Origin of the sequence: Streptomyces sp. NPDC012827 (genome assembly GCF_042900905.1) — a bacterium.
Taxonomy (GTDB): domain Bacteria; phylum Actinomycetota; class Actinomycetes; order Streptomycetales; family Streptomycetaceae; genus Streptomyces; species Streptomyces gulbargensis.
This window is the reverse complement of record NZ_JBIBBY010000010.1, coordinates 63,409-81,559: the sequence shown is the minus strand read 5'-3', so window position 1 is coordinate 81,559 and position 18,151 is coordinate 63,409. Positions and strand designations below refer to the sequence as shown.

Sequence of the window (18,151 nt, the reverse complement as noted above, 5' to 3'; positions counted from 1 at the left end):
GCGGGGCGCCGGGTGTGCCCGCCGCCCCGGAGGGGGCGGGTCACAGGGCTCCGGCGAGGGGCGCCTGCGCGGCGACGACGGCCCGGTAGGACCGTTCGGTGGCGGCGGCCACGCGGGACCAGGAGAACCGTTCGAGCACGCGCCGCCGGCCGGCCCGGCCGTACCGCGCGCGCAGGGCGGGGTCGGCGAGCAGGAGCCGTACGGCCGCCGCGAGGAGCGGGGCGTCGCCGGCGGGGACGAGGCGGCCGGTGACGCCGTCGGCGACCGAGTCGAGCTGGCCGCCGACGGCGCTGGCGACGACGGGCCGGCCGCAGGCCATGGCCTCCAGCGGGACGATGCCGAAGGGCTCGTAGTCGGCGGGGCAGAGCACCACGTCCGCGCCGCGCATGAGCACGGGCACCATGGCGGGCGGTACCGCGCCGGTGAAGCGGACCCGGTCGGCGACACCGGTCTCCTCGGCGAGGGCGCGCAGGCGCCGGACCTCGGGGTCCGTGTCGAGCCGGTCGGCGGGCGGGCCGCCGGCGATGACGAGTTCGGTCCCGGGGAGCCTGCCGAGGGCGGCGACGGAGACGGCGGCGCCCTTGCGGGGCACGAGCCGGCCGAGGTGCAGCAGGCGGTGGCGGTGGGGCCCGCGGGGGGCGGCCGGGCCGTCGGGCCGGAACGCGACGGGGTCCACGCCGCAGGGCACGATGTCGGCCTTGGCGCGGGGTATGCCCATGGCGGCCAGTTCCTCGACCTCGTCCCGGCAGGTGGCGACGATCCGGTCGCAGCCCAGGCCGACGTCGGTCTCGTGGGCGATCCGGGTGGGCGGGCTGGTGTCGGCGGCGCCCTGGTGGCGCCGCTTCACCGTGCCGAGGGCGTGGTACGTGTGCAGGAACGGCAGCCCGGCGATCCGGGTGGCGCGGAGGGTGGCCAGGCCCGACATCCAGAAGTGCGAGTGGACCACGTCGGGCGGCCGGGTGCGCCACTGGCGGGCGAGGTACCGGCCGAAGGCGTCCATGTACGGCAGGAGGTCGTCCTTCGGCACGGGCTCGGGCGGTCCCGCGGGCACGTGGTGCACGAGGACGCCGGGCCGCAGCGGGGCGACGACCGGCAGGGCGGGGTCGTCCCTGCGGGTGTAGACGGTGACGTGGTGTCCCCGGTCGGCGAGGCCGGCGGCGAGCTGGGCGACGTGGACGTTCTGGCCTCCCGCGTCGACGCCGCCGAGCGTGGCGAGCGGGCTCGCGTGCTCGGAGACGAGGGCGATGGAGAGGGGCGCCGGGGCGGGCAGGGGATGGGAAGTCATCAGCATGCCTCCGTGATGAGGCGCTCCCAGTCGTCCAGGAAGCGTTTCAGGCCGTAGCGTTCGAGGGCCGCCTGCCGGGCGCGGGCGCCGTCCGCGGCGGCGGCCTCGGGCTCGGCGAGGTAGTGGCGGGCGGCCCGGGCGAGTTCCTCCGGTCGGGTGGAGAGGGTCCCGGTGCCGGGCGGTACGGCTTCGACGGCCTCGGTGGTGGCGAGGACGACGACGGGCATGCCGAGGTGCATGGCCTCCAGGAGGGACAGTCCGAGCGAGGTCCACCGGATCGGGTGCAGGTAGAAGCGGCGTTCCGCCATGGCGTCGTGGAGCCGCGCCTGGGGCAGGTCGGCGGTGCGGCAGCGGTCCTCGGGGAGGCCGAGGTGGGTGGCGAGGCCTTCGGTCCGCATGCCGAAGACGTCCAGGGGCGCCGCCTCCGCGAGGGCGGGGAGCAGGTCCGTGCCGACGAACCGGTCGCGCCGTACGGGTTCGTTGACGACGACGGCCGCGCGGGGCAGGTGCCCGGTGTAGCGGTGGCCGGGGTCGACGATGCCGTGTTCGACGACGGCGGTGCGGGTGGTGCCGTTGTCCCAGAGGAGCCGGTTGAAGTGGGTGACGTGGACGAGGGTGAGGTCGGGGCGGTCGGCCACGGGGTGCCGGCTGACGGGGACGTCGCCGCGGGGGGTGTTGTGCTCGACGTAGACGGCGGGGACGTCCCGCCCGGGGCGCCGGCCGCCGAGCCACTCGGTGGCGAGCCGCTCCTCGTGAGGGCGCTGGAGGACGACCAGGTCGACAGGGAGGTCACGGAGTTCGGCGGGCGGCACCTCGCGGACGGAGGCGGGCCAGGAGAAGGTACGGGCCCGGCCGCGCCCGTCGGGGCCCCGGTCGGGGGTGACGGGTACCAGGTACGAATGCGGCCCCTGGACGAACGCCGTGGTCCAGGACCCGTGGACGTGCCACAGAAGGATGTTCATGCGGCGGTTGCTCCTTTCGAACCGGTCGCGGCCTCGGGGCGGGCGCGGCCTGGGGGCCGTTCACGGTCTCCGGGTGGTGGGGGATCTGCGGTCGGCGGGGGCGGTACGGACCGTCGGGGACCGGCTGGTGCCGGGCCGTGAGCCCGGGCCCGGTCCGGGGCCGCCGGTCGGGGGCGGTGGTCCGGGCGCGGTCACGGTCGTCCGCGGGGCCGGGGCGGCGGGGGGCGGGTGGTGGTCGGCGCGTGCCCCGCGCAACAGGGTGGCCACGGCGTCGACGACCTCGCTGTCGGGCACCTTGTCGAGGCAGGGGTGGCCGGGGACGGGGCAGACCCGGGCCCGGGAGTCCGCGCACGGCGCCTCCTGGTCACCGAGCAGGACGTGGGGGACCCCGTAGGGGCGCCAGCGTTCGGCCGGTACGACGGGGGCGAAGAGGCACGCGACGGGCGTGCCGACGGCGGCGGCGAGATGGGCGGGGCCCGTGTTGCCGGTGACGACGGCGCCGGCTCCGGCGAGCACGCCCGCGAGTTCGGCGAGTCCGGTGGTGGCACCGCCGAGGTCGAGGGCGTGACGGCCCGCGACCGCGGCCGTCCGCTCCCTCTCCCCGGGGCCGCCGGTGACGACGACCCGGTGGCCGGCCCGGTGGAGGGCCTCGGCGGCGCGCCGGGCCCGGTCGGGGCTCCAGGCGCGGGCGGGGACGGCCGCGCCGGGGTGCAGCACGACGTACGGGCCGGGGCCGGTGAGGGCGCCGGTGTCCGGCGGGGGCAGCACGCGCAGAGCGCCGTCGTCGCCGGGCGGCGGTACGAAGCCGGCGGCACGGGCGAGGTCGAGGGCGGCCTCGGCCTCGTGGCGGTGCGGCGCCCGCCGGTGGCGCAGGTCGAGCAGGGCGCCCGGGTAGTCCTCGCTGTCGGCGCCGATCCAGGGCACGCCCGCGAGCCGGAGCAGCAGGGCGGCGGGCAGCGGGCTCTGGTGGTAGGAGACGAGGATCAGCGCCCGGTCGAAGCGGCGGGCGGCCACGGCCCCGATCAGCTCGCGGCAGGCGTCCGGGGAGACCGGCGGCGGGTCGAGGCCGACCCACGGGGCTTCGTGGACGAGGACCTCGTCCACGCCGGGCAGGAGCCGGGCGGCGGGCGCGCCGGCCGGGCCGCAGAGCATGGCCGTGGTCGAGGAGCCCGCGGCCACGGCCCGTACGGCCGGTCCGGCGAGGAGGACGTCGCCCGCGCTGTCCAGGCGGACGACGAGGGTGCGGGGTGCGGCGTTCACGCGGCACCGTCCGGGGGGAGGGCGGTGAGCGCGAGCCGTACCGCGGTCATGAGGTCGGGGGCGGTCCTCGGCGCGGCGGCGATCTCGTCGGGGAGGGTCGCGGCGGTGGGCACGAGGACGCCTTCGGCGCCGGCCGCGCGGGCGGCGGCCATGTCGCCGCCGATGTCGCCGATCACGACGGTACGGGAGGGGCGGGCGCCCAGCCGGGCGCAGGCGGCCAGGACGAGTCCGGGGGCGGGCTTGCGGCAGGGGCAGCCGTCGTCGGGACCGTGGGGACAGACGGCCCAGACGGGGAAGGGGCCCAGGAGCCGGTCGACCCGCTCGCGTACGGAGGCGACCTGCCGCCGGGTCAGCAGGCCCCGGGCGACGCCGGACTGGTTGCTCACCACGCCGGTGGGGACGCCGAGCGAGCGCAGCAGGGCGGTCGCCTCCCCCGCGCCGGGCAGCGGCCGGACTCGGCGCGGGTCGCCGTTGTAGGGGACGTCCACGATCAGGGTGCCGTCCCGGTCGAAGAGGACGGCGTCGGGGAGGCGGCCGTCCCGGGCCCGTCCGCCGGTGGCCGGCCGGCCGGGAGCGGTCCGGTCCCGCGGGGCCTCGAAGATCCAGGGACCGTCGTCCGGGGCGCCGGCCTCCACGGACCGGTCGTGGGCGGGGTCTTCCTCCGTGATCCGGACGCCGCCCGTGGTCCTGAGCACCGTGGGCGCGGGCCCGGTCCTGCGGGAGGGCGTCTCCGGCGGGCCGGAGGCGGTGGCCGTACGGGGGCCCGCCGGCGCCGCCGGGGCGCCGGGGGCGCTCCCGGCGCCGTGCGGGGCGCGTTCGGGCGCGTCGGTACGGGGGGTGGGCCGTTCGGGCCGTCGCCGGTTCGTCACGCCGCCTCCTGTCGGGCCGCGGTCCCTTCCGTCCGCCGGGTCTCCCCCGTGGGGGCGGCGGGGCCGGGGTCCCGGTCGGCCGCCGGAGGGCGGGCCGGGGCGCGGGCGGGGCGGCCGGGGATGACCGAGCGGTGGAGGACGAGGCCGCGCAGCCAGTGCCAGGTGGCGGCCGGGGGGATGACCGCGCTGGTGAGGATCATGTCGATGATCTCCTGACGGGTGCGGGGGCCCGGCATGACGCGGATCAGGGTGAACTCGGCCGTGCCGGCGGCCCAGCCGAGGGCGCAGACGAGGGCGGCCGAGCGGTGGCCGGTGAGGGCGCAGACGAGGGCGGCGGCGCCGGCGGCGGTGACGGCGCGGTGGCGGGAGAGCCGGCCGCGGGGCGCCGCCGCGCGGGCGCGCCAGTCGGGGCCGTGGAGGCGCCGCATGAGGACGTCGTCGGCGTTGCCGGCCTGCTGGCGCACGGAGATCCAGCGGTCGGCGGCGCGGGCGGGGTGGGTGGTGCGGCGGCTTCCCTCGGCCAGGTGCCAGCCGCCGGCCAGCAGGCGCAGGGCCAGGTCGGCGTCCTCGCGGAAGGCGCGGTGGAAGCGTTCGTCGAAGCCGTCCGCCGCGTCGAGGGCCTCGGTGCGGACGGCCATGTCGGCGGTGATCCAGCGGGCGGTGGCGAGTCCGGCGGTGTTCCGCTCGTTGTCGGTGGGGCGCCGCCCCCCGGGCAGCGGCACGTCGATCCGGGCGGTGACCGCTGCCGTGTCGGCACGGGCCGCGGCGAGGTCGCGGGCCAGGTCCGTGCGCCAGGTCTCCGAGGGCACGACGTCGTCGTCGAGGAAGACGATCCAGGGGACGTTCCCGGCCCGGCGCGCCCCGGTGTTGCGGGCGGCGGCCGGTCCCCGGGCGCGGCCGGGCACCACGACGGTGACGGGGCGGAGCGCCTCGGGGACGGGCAGGTCCGGCGGGTTCCCGCCGTCCCCCGGGCGGTCGTGCACGAGGATCAGGCGCGCGGGGCCTGGGCCCGGGGCGGCGGCGAGGGCCTCCAGGCAGCGGCGCAGGCTCGGCCGGCCGAGGGTGGGGACGACGACGGCGTAACGCGGGTGTTCCGCGGGGCCGTTCACCGCGGGCCGCTCTCGTCGGGGCCCTCGGAGGGGCCGTTGCCGCCGGCCCATCCGCTGCCGGTGGACCAGCCGTTGGCGCCGGTTCCGTCGGTGCCGCCGGCGCGGAAGAAGTCGGCGCGGCGGACGGCGAAGGGGCCGATGGCGAGGAGGTCTACGGGGGTCGAGCCGAAGCATTCGAGCGCGTCGCGGGGGTCGTCGACCATGGGCCGGCCCGCGGTGTTGAGGCTGGTGTTGACGACGACGGGCAGGCCGGTGCGTCGCTCGAACTCCTCCAGCATGCGGGCGACGAGCGGCTCCTGCCGCCGGTCCACGGTCTGGATCCGGGCCGTGCCGTCGACGTGCACGACGGCCGGGATGCGGTCCCGCCACTCGGGGGCGACGTCGTGCACGAACAGCATGTACGGGCTGGGCAGCGGCCCGTCGAAGATCTCCGCCGAGCGTTCGGTCAGCACCATGGGGGCCACGGGCCGGAACTGCTCGCGTCCCTTGATGTCGTTGAGCCGCTCCAGGTTCCCGGCGTGTCCCGGGTGGGCGAGGAGCGAGCGGTGGCCGAGGGCCCGCGGACCGAACTCGGACCGGCCCTGGAACCAGGCGACGACGGCGTTGTCGGCGAGTGCCTCGGCGACGGTGACGGCGATGTCGGGCGGCCGTTCGAAGGGGACGGCCGCGGTCTTCAGCCAGCTGGCCAGTTCCGCGTCGCTCCAGTCCCGGCCGAGGTCGGCGCCGGGCATCGGCGAGGGGCTCGTACCGGACTGCGCCGAGTGGAGCAGGGCGGCGCCCAGGGCCGTACCGGCGTCTCCGGCGGCGGGCTGGACCCAGACGCGTCCGAAGGGTCCCTCACGGGCGATCCGCGCGTTGGCCACGCAGTTGAGGGCGACACCGCCGGCGAGGGTGAGGACGTCGTCGTGGGTACGGCCGTGGAGCCAGCGCACCAGGTCGAGGAGGGTCTCCTCCAGGACCGCCTGGGTGCTGGCGGCGACGTCGGCGTGCTGCTGGTTCCACGGCTCGTCGGGGGCGCGGCGCGGGCACAGTTCGGACCAGGGCACGCCGTGGGCGACGAAGCCGCCGTCACCGGTGGGGTGCACGTACCGGCGCAGTTCGCCGAGCATGCGCGGGGTGCCGTGGGAGGCGAGCGCCATGACCTTGAACTCGTCGGAGGAGCGCAGGAACCCGAGGTGGTCGGTGAGTTCCTCGTAGACGAGGCCGAGCGACTCGGGGAGGTTCTGGGCGCGAAGGGGTTCGAGGTGGTCCCCGACGCGGTGGGCGGCGAGGTGGGAGGCGCGTTCGCCGCGGCCGTCGAGGACGAGGACGGAGGAGGTCTCGGCGCCCTCGGCGGCGAAGGCGCTGGACGCGGCGTGGGCCATGTGGTGACCGACGAAGCGGACGGCTGCGGGGTCCAGGCCGGGCAGGGCGGTGGCGAGGAAGCCGGGGGCACTGCGGGCGTACGCCTGGCGGAGGTTGTCCCAGGGGTCGTTCAGTCCCATGGCCTCGGCGGGGAGGGCCAGTTCGGGGTCGTACGCGTACACGACGGCGTCCAGGTCGGCGGGGCGCAGTCCGGCCCGGCTGAGGCACCAGCGGGCGGCTTGTTCGGGGAGCTCCCAGGCGGAGAAGGGCACGGGGCGTTTGCCGTGTTTGCGCCGGGAGAAGCGTTCCTCCTCCGCCGCCGCCACGGTGACGCCGTCGATCACCAGGGCGGCGGCGGGGTCGTGGAAGAGGGCGTTGATGCCGAGAACTCGCATGGGAGGCCTTTCCGGTGGGGGGCGGGGTACGGCCGCGGTGCGGGGCGAGGGCGGGCCGGCGGGGCGCGGAGGTGCCGTGGTCAGTCGGCGGAGCGGCCGCGGAACCAGTCGATCGTCCGGCGCAGCCCTTCCTCGGCGGGGACGAGGGGCTCCCACAGGAGCTTGTCGCGGGCGAGGGTGATGTCGGGGCAGCGGACTCCGGGGTCGTCCACGGGCCGCTCCACGAAGCGGAGGGTGGAGCGGGAACCGGTCAGTTCCACGATCCAGCGGGCCAGGTCGAGCATGGAGATCTCGCTGGGGTTGCCGATGTTGACCGGTCCCGGCATGCCGTGGGCGGCGGCCGCCAGGATGCCGCGGACGGTGTCGTCCACGTAGCAGAGGGAGCGGGTCTGGCGTCCGTCGCCGGCCACGGTGAGCGGTTCGCCCGCGAGGGCCTGCCGGACGAAGGTGGGGACGGCGCGGCCGTCGTACCCCCGCATGCGCGGGCCGTACGTGTTGAACAGCCGGACGATCAGGGTGTCGGTGCCCCGGGCGGAGGCGTCGGCGGTCGTGAGCGCCTCGCCGAAACGTTTCGCCTCGTCGTAGACGCTCCGTGGTCCCACGGGGTTCACATGGCCCCAGTAGCGCTCGTTCTGCGGGTGTTCCTCGGGATCGCCGTACACCTCCGAGGTCGAGGCGAGCACGAACCGCGCGCCGGCGGCGTGCGCCAGGGCGAGCGCGTTCCTGGTCCCGAGGCTGCCCACCTCCAGGGTGTGCAGCGGCAGGCGCAGGTAGTCGACCGGCGAGGCGGGCGAGGCGAAGTGCAGGACCAGGTCGGGCTCCCGGTCCACGGCGTGCGCGAACGGCCGGCGGACGTCCGCCTCGACGAGGCGGAACCGGGGGTCGTCGCGCAGGTGCGCCACGTTGTCCGGGGTGCCGGTACTGAAGTCGTCCACACAGGTGACCGCCGTTCCCTCGGCGAGCAGCGCGGTGCAGAGGTGCGAACCGACGAAGCCCGAACCGCCGGTGACGACGGCGTGCTCCCAGCGGGGTGCGCGGGGTATCGCCATGGTGATCTCCTCAGACGGACGTGAGGGGAGATGAGCCGCGGCTCCTGGCGGCCGGTGCCGCCGTGCCCTGACCGGTCACGGACCGGCGGGACTTGTCACGCGTGGCCCATCCTGCCCCGGGGGGAGGCGGGCCGCTTCCCGAGGCTCACCCGGCGCGCTGCGCCGTTCGGGTGAGAGCCGGGGTGGCGGTACGGCTCGTTCTCCTGCCTGCATGAACATCCGGAACGCGAGCTTCCGGTTCATCGCCCCGGCCGCTACCCACGGGGAGCAGCGCTACTCATCGCGTCCGAAGGATTCTCCCGCGAAGCGCTTCCCGGCGGCGGCGGTGAAAGGTGTTGCGGACGGCCGCATGACGCTCCGGCGAGCGGGCGGCCGACCACTGCCGTCCGGGGTTCGCCCGCCGCTCCGGCCGGGGGGCGGCCGTCGTGCGCTCCCCCGGAAGAGGTCGGAGGGGGCTCACGCGCATGAAGCACCGCGAAACCGGTCATTCGCCCGGGCATGAGAAGGAGCCGAACCGGGCCGCTGCGCCCCGTGGACCGTCCGGTGGTCGTCGTCACCGGCGCCTCCAGCGGTGTCGGCCGGGCCGTCGCCCTGGCTTTCGCGCGCCGCGGCGGGCAGGTCGTCCTCGCCGCGCGCAGCGCGCACGCCCTCGACGAGGTGGCACGGGAGTGCGCCGGTGCGCACCGTGCAGCCCAGGCCCTCGCCGTCCCGGCCGACGTCACCGACGAGCAGGCGGTCGACGCCCTCGCCCAGGCGGCGTTCGCCTGGGGCGGGCGGATCGACGTCTGGGTCAACGCGGCGGGCGTCGGCATCCTCGGCGCCGTCGACCGAACACCCCCGCGGGAGGTGCGCCGGCTCCTGGACGTCAACGTGATGGGCGTCGTCCACGGGGCCCGCGCCGCTCTGACGGTGATGTGCCGCCAGGACAGCGGGGTCCTCATCGACGTCTCTTCGCTCCTCGGTGGGGTGGTCGGCGCCCCCTACATGTCCGCGTACGCCATGTCGAAGGCCGCGCTCGTGACCTTCGACGACATCCTGCGCCAGGAACTGGCTCTGGCCGGGGCGCGCGGCGTGGCCGTGTGCAGCGTCCTTCCGGCCGGGGTCGACACCCCCTTCTTCCGGCACGCGGCCAACCACACGGGCCGGGAGGTGCGTGCCGTGCCTCCCCCGGCCACCCCGGAACGCGTGGCCCGGGCCGTGGTGCGCACGGCCCGCCGTCCGCGCCGCCGGGTCGTGGTGGGCCCCTCCGCCCGGCTTCTGACGTGGGGGCACGCGCTCGCGCCGGGCCTCGTGCGCGCCCTCGTCGTCCGGGTCACCGAGCACCGCTGTCTCGCGCCGCGGGGGACGGCTCCCTCCACGACGGGCATCCTCTCGGCCCCCTCCGCGTCCACGGCCGCCCTCCGCGGCGGCTGGTCGGCGGGACGCAGGACGGCGCTGCGCCGGGCGGCGCTGCTCGCCGCCGCGGGCGCGGCCGCGGCGCTCGGCGCCCGCTCCACCGGACGCGCCCCCTTCGCTGGCCGGCGCGCGCCGCGTGCGGGGCTCAGGTCCTGATGCCACCGCGCTCCCCCTGGAGCCGTACGCCCCCGTACCGACCTCGATCACCCTCGTCCCACCCGCACCTGACTCCCTCCCCCGATTCCGACTCCCGCCCCGCTCCGACGCCAGGTCGCAGCGGGTCCGGGCCCGCACCGAGGAGAACCCCATGGCCATCCGCCACCAGCTCGTCCGCAGGCCCCCGGCCGACGTGTGGGCCGTCCTCCGCGACGCCGACCAGTACTGCCGCTGGGTGATCGGCACTCATGACTCCTGGGAACAGGAGGGCTCCTGGCCCGAGGAGGGAGCCTCGCTGGGGTTCACGCTGAAGCTCGGCCCGGTGACCTACCGCAGCAGGACCATCTCCCGCATCCATCGTCCGGGTGAACGGCTGGAACTGGAATCCATCGCCGGCCGCGCGGGCACCGCCCGCATCGCCATCGAGGTGCTGCCGTGGGGCGGCGACACCCTCGTCACCGTGGACGAGCACCCCCTGCGCGGACCGACCGCCCGCTGGCACAACACGGCCCTGGACGCGCTCATCCAGCTCCGCCACCGGGGCATGCTCGCCCGGCTCGCCGAGGTCGTCGAGTCCCGGGCCGGCGCTCCGACCGGGGAGGACGTGTCCCGTGCCCGCTCCTGACGCGGTCGTCGTCGGCGCCGGCCCCAACGGCCTGGTGGCGGCGAACCTCCTCGCGGACGCCGGCTGGGACGTACTCGTGCTCGAGGCGCAGGACGAGCCCGGCGGCGCTGTCCGCAGCGACCGGGGGCTGCGTCCGGAGTACGTGCACGACCTGTTCAGCGCCTTCTACCCACTGGCCGCCGCCTCCCCCGTCCTGCGGGCGCTGCACCTGGAGAGGAGCGGTCTGCGCTGGAGCCACGCGCCGGCCGTCCTCGCGCACCCGCTCCGGGACGGGCGCTGCGCCGTGCTGTCCCGTGACCCGGAGGAGACGGCCGCCTCCCTCGCCTCGTTCGCGCCCTCCGACGGTCCGGCCTGGCACCGGCTCCTCCGGCTCTACCGGCGCGTCGAGGACGACGTGATGGGCTGTCTCTTCACGCCGTTCCCCCCGGTCCGCGCGGGGCTGGGCCTCGTCCGGCGCACCGGCCCCTCCGGCGGACTGCGCCTCGCCCGTACGATGCTGCTGCCCGCCCGCCGGTTCGGCGAGGAACACTTCGCCGGCGAGGGCGGCCCGCTCCTGATCGCGGGCAACGCGCTCCACTCCGACCTCGGACCCGAGTCCGCCCTGGGCGGCGGACTGGGCTGGCTCATGACCATGCTCGGGCAGGTCCACGGCTTCCCCGTCCCGGTCGGCGGCGCACAGGCCCTGACACAGGCCCTGGTCCGCCGTCTGGAGGCGCGCGGCGGTGTGCTGCGCTGCGGAGCGCGGGTGACGGAGATCGTGGTCCGGGACGGGCGGGCGGTGGCGGTCCGCACGGCGGACGGCTCCGCCACGCCGGTGCGGCGGGCGGTCCTCGCCGACGTGCCGGCGCCGGCGCTGTACGGCGGCCTGGTGGGCGAGGCGCACCTCCCGCCACGGCTCCTCGCGGACCTGCGGCGCTTCCAGTGGGACCTCTCCACGGTGAAGATCGACTGGGCGCTGTCGGGCCCGATCCCGTGGTCGGCGCCGCAGGCGCGCGGCGCCGGGACCGTCCATGTGGCGGATTCGCTCGACGCCCTCACCCACCACGGGGCGCAGCTCGCCACGGGACACGTGCCCGCGGAACCCTTCACCGTGCTGGGCCAGATGACCACCGCCGACCCCACCCGCTCCCCCGCCGGAACCGAATCGGCCTGGGCCTACACCCACGTGCCGCAACGGGTGCGCGGTGACGCCGGGGACGACGGGCTGAGCGGGCGGTGGGACGCCCGCGAGAAGGACGCCCTGGCGGCACGGGTCGAGGCCGGCATCGAACGCCTGGCCCCCGGTTTCCGGGACCGCGTCCTCGCCCGCCGCGTGCTCGCCCCTCCGGACCTGGAGCACCTGAACGCCGCGCTCGTCGGCGGGTCCGTCAACCAGGGGAGCAGCGCCCTGCACCAGCAGCTGGTCTTCCGCCCCACCCCGGGCACGGGCCGGCCCGCCACACCGGTGCGGGGGCTCTACCTGGCCTCGGCGACCGCCCACCCCGGGGGCGGTGTGCACGGCGCCCCCGGCGCCAACGCGGCCCGGGCCGCCCTGCGCGCGGCCCGGTGGCGGCGGCACTGAGGGACGCGGGACGCCCGGGCGGGCCCCACGCTCACGGGGCCCGCCCGGCCGGTCGGACGCACCGACGCCGACCGCCGACCGCCGGAACGGACCAGTGGCCCGCGACCGAGGGCGGAAGCCCGTACGGTCCTGGTGCGGCCCGGCACCGCGGGGACGGCCCGGCACCGGCCGGAGCGGACCGCCCTCGGCCGCCCGAAACCCACCGACGCCGGCCGCCGGGCACCCACCGGGAGGCCGCAACGGCCCGGCACCGCACCGAACAGCCCGGCACCGCACGGAACGCACCGACGCCGGCCCCGGCACGCCGAACCGCCCGGCGTCGGCCGACCGTACCGGCACCGCCCACCCGGACCCACCGGCAGCCCGCGACGGCCCGGAAGCCACCGTCGCGGTCCGGCTGCCGCCGCCCGTCACCCGCCCGGCGGTCGGCCGGCCGGGTGCGCCTGCGGCGAGCCCGGGCGGCGCCGCGCCGGACCCGCGACCACCCGCGCCGCTCTCCCCACCCGGCCGCCCGCACCGCCCGCCGCCGTTCCCGCCCGCCACTCGAACCGCTCCCCCGCCCGCCCCGTACGTTTCCGCCGCGCCGGACCGGTAATCCGCCCGGCATGGAGACGCTCACCCCTCTCGCCCGAACCGTGTCGGCCCTCCGGGCCGCCCTGCCCAAGTCCCGGGGGCCCGGCCGGGTCCTCGACGCCCTGGACCGCTGGGAGTCGTTCGAGGGCGTGGACCCCGTGACGGACGCGGTCAGATCCGTGGTGCGGTCGTTGCCCCTCGGCGGGGCCCGGGACGTGCTGCACGGCCGCTGGCTGGGCCATCCCGTGCACCCGCTGATGGTGCAGCTGCCGGTCGGGGCCTGGCTCTCTGCGGCGGTGCTCGACGTCCTTCCGGGAAAGCGCCGCGCGGCGCGCGCGCTCGTCGCCACCGGTCTCGCCGGGGCGGCGCCGGCCGCCGTCGCCGGCTGGGTGGACTGGGCGGAGCTGCGCCGCCCGCAGATGCGGGTGGGGTTGCTGCACGCCGTGGCCAACACCACCGGGGTCGTCTGCTACGCCGTGTCCCTGTCGGCCCGGTGCCGGGGGCGCCACTGGCGCGGCAAGGCCTGGGGTTTCGCGGGCCTGACGGCCGTGGCCGTCGGCGGCGCGCTCGGCGGCCACCTGTCGTACCGGCTGGGTGCGGGGGCGAACCACGCCGAGGAGGTGCCGGATCTCGTCGGGTCCGGCTGGCACGAGCTGGGCGACGTGACGGATCTGCCGGTGGACCGCCCCCGGCGGGGCATGATCGGCACGGTGCCGGTGGTGATGGTCCGCACCGGCGACGGCCTGGTGCACGTGCTGGCCGAGCGGTGCAGTCACATGGCGGGACCGCTGGCCGAGGGAACGGTCGAGGACGGCTGCCTGCGCTGCCCCTGGCACGGCAGTACGTTCCGCCTCTCCGACGGCTGGAACGTGACGGGTCCGGCCACCGCCCCCCAGCCCGTCTTCCGTACGCGGGTCGTGAACGGCCGTCTGGAGGCCCGCCTGGAGCCGGCCGCCGCGCGGGACCGCGCCCCGGAGGAGGAGGACGCGGAACACCGGTCGGGCGAAGCGGCCTGACGGTCCGTCGGGGCCCCTCGCCGGGCCTGCCGGGCGGAGCACCCCCGGGCACGGTGACGACCCGTCGGCGGCGCTCACGGGCGGACAGCCCGTTTTGGATTGTCGGACGATCATCAATACGATCCGGCGATGATCACGAGAAAACGGCTGGCGACCGGGGCCTGCGCGCTGCTCGCCGCCCTGGGCGCGGCGCTCCTGCCGACGGGCGCGGCCGCCGACGAGCCGGTGGCCGAGGAATCCCCCAAGGTCGAACTGGTCCTCGACGTCAGCGGCTCGATGCGGGCCCGCGACATCGACGGCCGGTCCCGCATGACCGCCGCCAAGCAGGCCTTCAACGAGGTGCTCGACGCCGTCCCCCAGGAGGTCCGGCTCGGCATCCGCACCCTGGGCGCCGACTACCCGGGGCCCGACCGCAAGCGCGGCTGCGAGGACACCCGGCAGCTCTACCCGGTCGGCCCGCTGGACCGCACCGAGGCCAAGACGGCCGTCGCCACGCTCGCCCCGACCGGCTGGACGCCGATCGGTCCGGCCCTGCTCGGCGCCGCCGACGACCTGGGGACCGACGGGGCCACCAAGCGGATCGTGCTCATCACCGACGGCGAGGACACCTGCGCGCCGCTCGACCCCTGCCAGGTGGCGCGGGAGATCGCGGCGAAGGGCATCCACCTGGTCATCGACACCCTCGGCCTGGTGCCGGACGCCAGGACGCGGCAGCAGCTGACGTGCATCGCCGAGGCCACCGGAGGCACGTACACCTCCGTCCACCGCACCGAGGAACTCTCCCGCCGCGTGCGCCAGTTGGTCGACCGCGCCGCCGATCCGGTCGTGACGCCCGTCGCCACCCGGGGCACCGACCGGTGCGCCGGCGCGCCGCTGCTGCGGCCGGGCGTGTACACGGACCGCGAGACCTTCGGCCAGCACCGCTGGTACCGGGTGGAGGTGCTGCCCGGCCAGGAGCTGCGCGCCTCGGTCAGCCTCGCCTCGGACCGGGCGGTCCACCGCGACTACGGCGTCCTGCTCCGCGCTGTCACCCCCGCCGGGCGGGAGATCGTCCGGGGTTCGGAGGCCGGGGACGGCCGGACGGACGTGATCTCGACGGGGCTGCGCCATCCCGTGCCCGAGCGTGACGACGACGGCCCGGGCGACGTGAAGCCCGCCGCCGAGACGGTCTGCCTGCAGGTCAGCAACTCCTTCTCCGCTCCCCCGTCGGTACGGACGACGCCCGGCATGCCCGTCGAGCTGAGCGTCGACGTCGTCGACGGCCCGGCCGGCGCCTCCGACCTCGCCTCGTTCGGGCTCGGCCGCGGCTGGTGGCTGCTCGGTGCGCTCGTCCTGACCGGTTTCCTGGCCGGGCTGATCTGGGGCCGGCTGTCCCGCTGGCGCGTCGCCGTCCGGAGGTCCAACTGATGCGTACCGTGCGTATGTTCGGCGCGGCCGTGACGGCCGCCGCCGCCCTGCTGGGCCCGGCCGCCCCCGGAGCCCTCGCGGCCCCGGCGGCTCCCGCCGCCCGGACGGAGTCTCCCGCCACCCCGGCGACGCCCGGTTCCGGCGCCGAGGCCGGCCCCACGGAGGCGGGCACCACCTTCCGTACCGCCGCCGCCTTCCGCCCCGGGCAGGAGGCGACGGCGCAGGCCGCCACGGGCGACTACCTGTACTGGGTGTTCCCCGCGGACACCGGTGAGCGCCCGACCGTGCGCGCCGCGGTCACGCTGCCCGCGGCCTCGCTGCGGCACGGCCCCGCCACCTGGCGGATCGACGTGTACGACGGGCTGCGGCGGCGCCAGCCCTGCATGTACGGCACGCAGGCCCGGGCCGCGGCGCGGGACGCGGCGGAGGTCCGCCTGGCGTGCGTCCTGCGGCCCGTACGGGGCGCGGCGGACCCGTGGGCCGGCGACCCGCTGCCCGGGAGCTACTTCGTACGGCTCACGGTGACCTCGCTGCCCGACGAGGACCTGGGCCAACCGTTCACCGCCCGCCTCGGGGTGGACGTCCGGGACGAGGGCGGTGCGCACGCCGCCGACGGGCCTCCGGCCGTCCCGCTGGTGCCGGGGGCGACGACCGCCGACGTGGCGGAGGCCGAGACCGCGGCCGGCCGCACTCCGGCGGTGGAGGCCGCCGCCCCGGAGGACGGCTGGGCCTCGGCCTGGTGGTCGGACCGCTGGCTCTGGACCGCGGCCGGCGGGGTGCTCGCGGCGCTCGCCGGAGTGGGCGGACACGCCCTCACCCGTGGCTCGGGCCGGCCCGCCCGGACACCACCGGGCGCCTGACGAGCCCGTACCGCGCACGGCCCGAAGGCCCCCACCGCTCCCCGCGGTGGGGGCCTTCCGCCGCCCGGGGCCGGTTCCGGGCCGGGCCTGGCCCGCCCGCCGATGTCTCACCCGGACGAGGGGCCGGACGGGCACACCGCGGGCGCCAGGGGGTAGGCGTACGGACCAGCAGACGTGTCCGTGTCAGGAAGGCAGCCCCATGAGCGCACCGGCCCACCCGCCCGCGGTCCCCGAAGCACGGCCCGAACCGCGGAGGTCGGCGGTGGTGTGCGGCGTGATCGGGGTCGCCGTGACGGCCGCGGTCGACGAGATCGTCTTCCACCAGATCCTCGGCTGGCACCACTTCTACGACCGCTCGACCCCCGCCGTGGGGCTGCTGTCGGACGGGCTGCTGCACACCGCCGAACTGCTCGCCCTGGTCGCCGGGTTCTTCCTCTTCGCCGATCTGCGCCGCCGCCGCGCCCTGGCACGGGACGACGCCCGGGCCGGCTTCTTCCTGGGGCTGGGGACCTTCCAGCTCTTCGACGGCGTCGTGGACCACAAACTGCTGCGCCTGCACCAGATCCGTTACGGCGTGGACGTCACCCCCTACGACTGGGCGTGGAACGCCTGCGGTCTGGTCCTGCTGCTGACCGGCGTGGCCCTGGCCGTCCGCGCGGCCCGCCGGGACCGGGCCGGGGCCGTGGTGTGATCCTCGCGCACGCGCACCCCGGTACGGCCGGGGCCCCGGACCTGGCGGGACTGGTCGCCGCGGCGGCCTGCGTACCGGCGGTCGCCGCCTACGCGGCGGGCGCGGCCCGCCTGCGGCGCCGCGGGGACGCCTGGTCGAGGTGGCGCGACGCGTCGTTCACCTCCGGCGGTACGGCCCTGGCGTGGGCGGCGGCGGGCCCGCTGCCGGGCGGCCCCTTCACCGCCCATGTGGTGCAGCACCTGATCGTGGGCATGGCGGCCCCGCTGCTGTTCGTCCTCGCCCGCCCGCTGACCCTCGTCCTGCGCGCCCTGCCTCCCGGTGCCGGGCGCGGAGGCCTCCTCACCCTGGCACACTCCCCCGGGGTGGGCCTTCTCCTCTTCCCGCCGCTGGCGGCCGTGATCGACATCGGGGGGCTGTGGCTGCTCCACCGCACCGGGCTGTTCGCCGCCGTGCGCCACCTCCCGTGGCCGCACGCCCTGATGCAGGCCCATGTCCTCGCCGCCGGGCTGCTGTTCACCTTCTCCGTCACGCAGCTCGACCCGGTGCGCCGCCGCTGGAGCCCGGCGCTGCGCGGGGCGACCCTGCTGGCCGCCGGAGCCGCGCACGCCGTTCTCGCCAAGAGCCTGTACGCGGCGGCGCCCCCCGGCACCGCCTTCACCGCCGCCGACCTGCGCACCGGGGCCCAGGTCATGTATTACGGCGGTGATCTGGTCGAGGTCGCGCTGGCCGTCGTCCTGGCGGGCACCTGGTACGCGGCCACGGGGCGCGCGTGGGCACGGCGGCACCGGACGGGCCCGCGCGCGGGGCGGGGCACGGCCGTGGCGGCCCGACGGGAAGGGGCCCGGCACACCGGAGCCGCCGGCCGGCCCGTCGGGACGGTACCGCCGTACGGACTCAGAAGGTGATGTCGGCCGCGTCCTCGATCCGGCCGTTCATGTTCCGCTCGATCATCCGCAGCGCCGCCTCCGCCAGGTCCTCGTGGATATGGGCGACCGCGTCCCGGGGGACCGTGACCCGCAGGTGGCGGATGTGCGCGTCCAGGGCCGAGTAGAGGACGCACTGCTCGGTGACCTGGCCCGTGAGCACGAGATCGGTCACGTCGAGGGAGTGGAGCAGGTAGCCGAGCGGGGTTTCGTAGAACGCCGAATGGCGCGCCTTCACGACGAAGAGGGCGTCCTCGTCGGGCCGGACCGGGTCGACCAGTTCGGGGTGGCGGCCCGCGAGCGCCATGTCGAGGATCTCCCCGTGGTGGGAGCGCCACTGGCCGAAGTTGTCGTTGGCGTAGACGACCGGCACGCCTGCTTCCCGGGCCCGCCGCAACAGGTCGGTGATCGCGGGCATCGCCTCCTTCACCGACGGCACGAGCAGGTCCGCGTCCTCGTGCTCGTACGTGTTCAGCATGTCGATCACGAGGAGCGCCGAGTGCGCCATGGCTGCCTCCGCCTCTTCCGGTCCTCCGTCACTTCCTTCTCCTCCGCCTTCCCCCGTCTCCCGGATTACCTCCCCGGACGGTGGCCCGCATCCGGAGCGGGTGCCGTGCACGCCCCGGCGTGGTGTGCTGGTGGGGAGGGGGCTGTCCAGCACCTCACGAGGA

Annotated in this window: 16 protein-coding genes; 8 read left to right on the top strand and 8 right to left on the bottom strand. The window is 76.8% G+C overall.

The features are described 5' to 3' along the window. Positions 1-40: 40 nt before the first annotated feature. The 7 genes from ACFY60_RS22140 to ACFY60_RS22110 all read right to left on the bottom strand — a co-directional run bounded on the left by ACFY60_RS22140 (position 41) and on the right by ACFY60_RS22110 (position 8,273). The gene (locus tag ACFY60_RS22140) at positions 41-1,285 is read right to left on the bottom strand and encodes a glycosyltransferase (RefSeq protein WP_388613378.1); all 1,245 of its coding nucleotides are present in this window, start codon (positions 1,283-1,285) and stop codon (positions 41-43) included. Next, positions 1,285-2,247: a glycosyltransferase gene (locus tag ACFY60_RS22135; RefSeq protein ID WP_388613380.1), complete on the bottom strand. Its 963-nt coding sequence runs from the start codon at positions 2,245-2,247 to the stop codon at positions 1,285-1,287. Before ACFY60_RS22135 ends, ACFY60_RS22140 begins: the two co-directional genes overlap by 1 nt. A gap of 60 nt (positions 2,248-2,307) precedes the next feature. After that, complete coding sequence (locus tag ACFY60_RS22130) at positions 2,308-3,507, bottom strand: glycosyltransferase family 9 protein (protein ID WP_388613382.1); 1,200 nt, start codon at positions 3,505-3,507, stop codon at positions 2,308-2,310. Further along, positions 3,504-4,376, bottom strand: coding sequence for a D-glycero-alpha-D-manno-heptose-1,7-bisphosphate 7-phosphatase (locus ACFY60_RS22125; protein ID WP_388613384.1), 873 nt, complete (start codon positions 4,374-4,376; stop codon positions 3,504-3,506). Before ACFY60_RS22125 ends, ACFY60_RS22130 begins: the two co-directional genes overlap by 4 nt. Continuing rightward, positions 4,373-5,485: a glycosyltransferase family 2 protein gene (locus ACFY60_RS22120; protein WP_388613386.1), complete on the bottom strand. Its 1,113-nt coding sequence runs from the start codon at positions 5,483-5,485 to the stop codon at positions 4,373-4,375. The genes ACFY60_RS22125 and ACFY60_RS22120 overlap by 4 nt, the downstream gene beginning before the upstream one ends. Continuing rightward, positions 5,482-7,224, bottom strand: coding sequence for a carbamoyltransferase (locus tag ACFY60_RS22115; RefSeq protein WP_388613388.1), 1,743 nt, complete (start codon positions 7,222-7,224; stop codon positions 5,482-5,484). The genes ACFY60_RS22120 and ACFY60_RS22115 overlap by 4 nt, the downstream gene beginning before the upstream one ends. A gap of 80 nt (positions 7,225-7,304) precedes the next feature. Beyond that, on the bottom strand, positions 7,305-8,273 hold the full coding sequence (locus tag ACFY60_RS22110) for an NAD-dependent epimerase/dehydratase family protein (protein WP_388613390.1): 969 nt from the start codon (positions 8,271-8,273) through the stop codon (positions 7,305-7,307). Positions 8,274-8,771: 498 nt separating this feature from the next. On the opposite strand from ACFY60_RS22110, the gene ACFY60_RS22105 reads away from it, so the two are divergent. The 8 genes from ACFY60_RS22105 (at position 8,772) to ACFY60_RS22070 (ending at position 17,462) form a co-directional block, all read left to right on the top strand. Then, complete coding sequence (locus tag ACFY60_RS22105) at positions 8,772-9,824, top strand: SDR family NAD(P)-dependent oxidoreductase (RefSeq protein WP_388613392.1); 1,053 nt, start codon at positions 8,772-8,774, stop codon at positions 9,822-9,824. Between the two features lie 151 nt (positions 9,825-9,975). Continuing rightward, positions 9,976-10,449 carry an SRPBCC family protein gene (locus ACFY60_RS22100; RefSeq protein ID WP_388613394.1) on the top strand — a complete coding sequence of 158 codons (474 nt, stop codon included), beginning with the start codon at positions 9,976-9,978 and terminating at the stop codon, positions 10,447-10,449. Then, complete coding sequence (locus tag ACFY60_RS22095; protein WP_388613396.1) at positions 10,436-12,010, top strand: phytoene desaturase family protein; 1,575 nt, start codon at positions 10,436-10,438, stop codon at positions 12,008-12,010. The genes ACFY60_RS22100 and ACFY60_RS22095 overlap by 14 nt, the downstream gene beginning before the upstream one ends. A gap of 605 nt (positions 12,011-12,615) precedes the next feature. Beyond that, complete coding sequence (locus tag ACFY60_RS22090) at positions 12,616-13,599, top strand: Rieske 2Fe-2S domain-containing protein (RefSeq protein WP_388613398.1); 984 nt, start codon at positions 12,616-12,618, stop codon at positions 13,597-13,599. A 129-nt stretch (positions 13,600-13,728) separates the two neighbouring features. Continuing rightward, complete coding sequence (locus ACFY60_RS22085) at positions 13,729-15,006, top strand: VWA domain-containing protein (RefSeq protein WP_388613400.1); 1,278 nt, start codon at positions 13,729-13,731, stop codon at positions 15,004-15,006. After that, the gene (locus ACFY60_RS22080) at positions 15,006-15,866 is read left to right on the top strand and encodes a hypothetical protein (RefSeq protein WP_388613402.1); all 861 of its coding nucleotides are present in this window, start codon (positions 15,006-15,008) and stop codon (positions 15,864-15,866) included. The genes ACFY60_RS22085 and ACFY60_RS22080 overlap by 1 nt, the downstream gene beginning before the upstream one ends. Before the next feature lie 199 nt (positions 15,867-16,065). Then, on the top strand, positions 16,066-16,557 hold the full coding sequence (locus tag ACFY60_RS22075) for a DUF2243 domain-containing protein (protein ID WP_388613404.1): 492 nt from the start codon (positions 16,066-16,068) through the stop codon (positions 16,555-16,557). Next, positions 16,554-17,462 (top strand): cytochrome c oxidase assembly protein, encoded by a 909-nt coding sequence (locus ACFY60_RS22070; protein WP_388613406.1) that lies wholly within the window; start codon positions 16,554-16,556, stop codon positions 17,460-17,462. The genes ACFY60_RS22075 and ACFY60_RS22070 overlap by 4 nt, the downstream gene beginning before the upstream one ends. On the opposite strand, the gene ACFY60_RS22065 is transcribed toward ACFY60_RS22070, so the two are convergent. Continuing rightward, on the bottom strand, positions 17,452-17,988 hold the full coding sequence (locus tag ACFY60_RS22065) for an isochorismatase family cysteine hydrolase (RefSeq protein ID WP_388613408.1): 537 nt from the start codon (positions 17,986-17,988) through the stop codon (positions 17,452-17,454). The two genes, ACFY60_RS22070 and ACFY60_RS22065, sit on opposite strands and share 11 nt — an antisense overlap. Between the last annotated feature and the right edge of the window lie 163 nt (positions 17,989-18,151).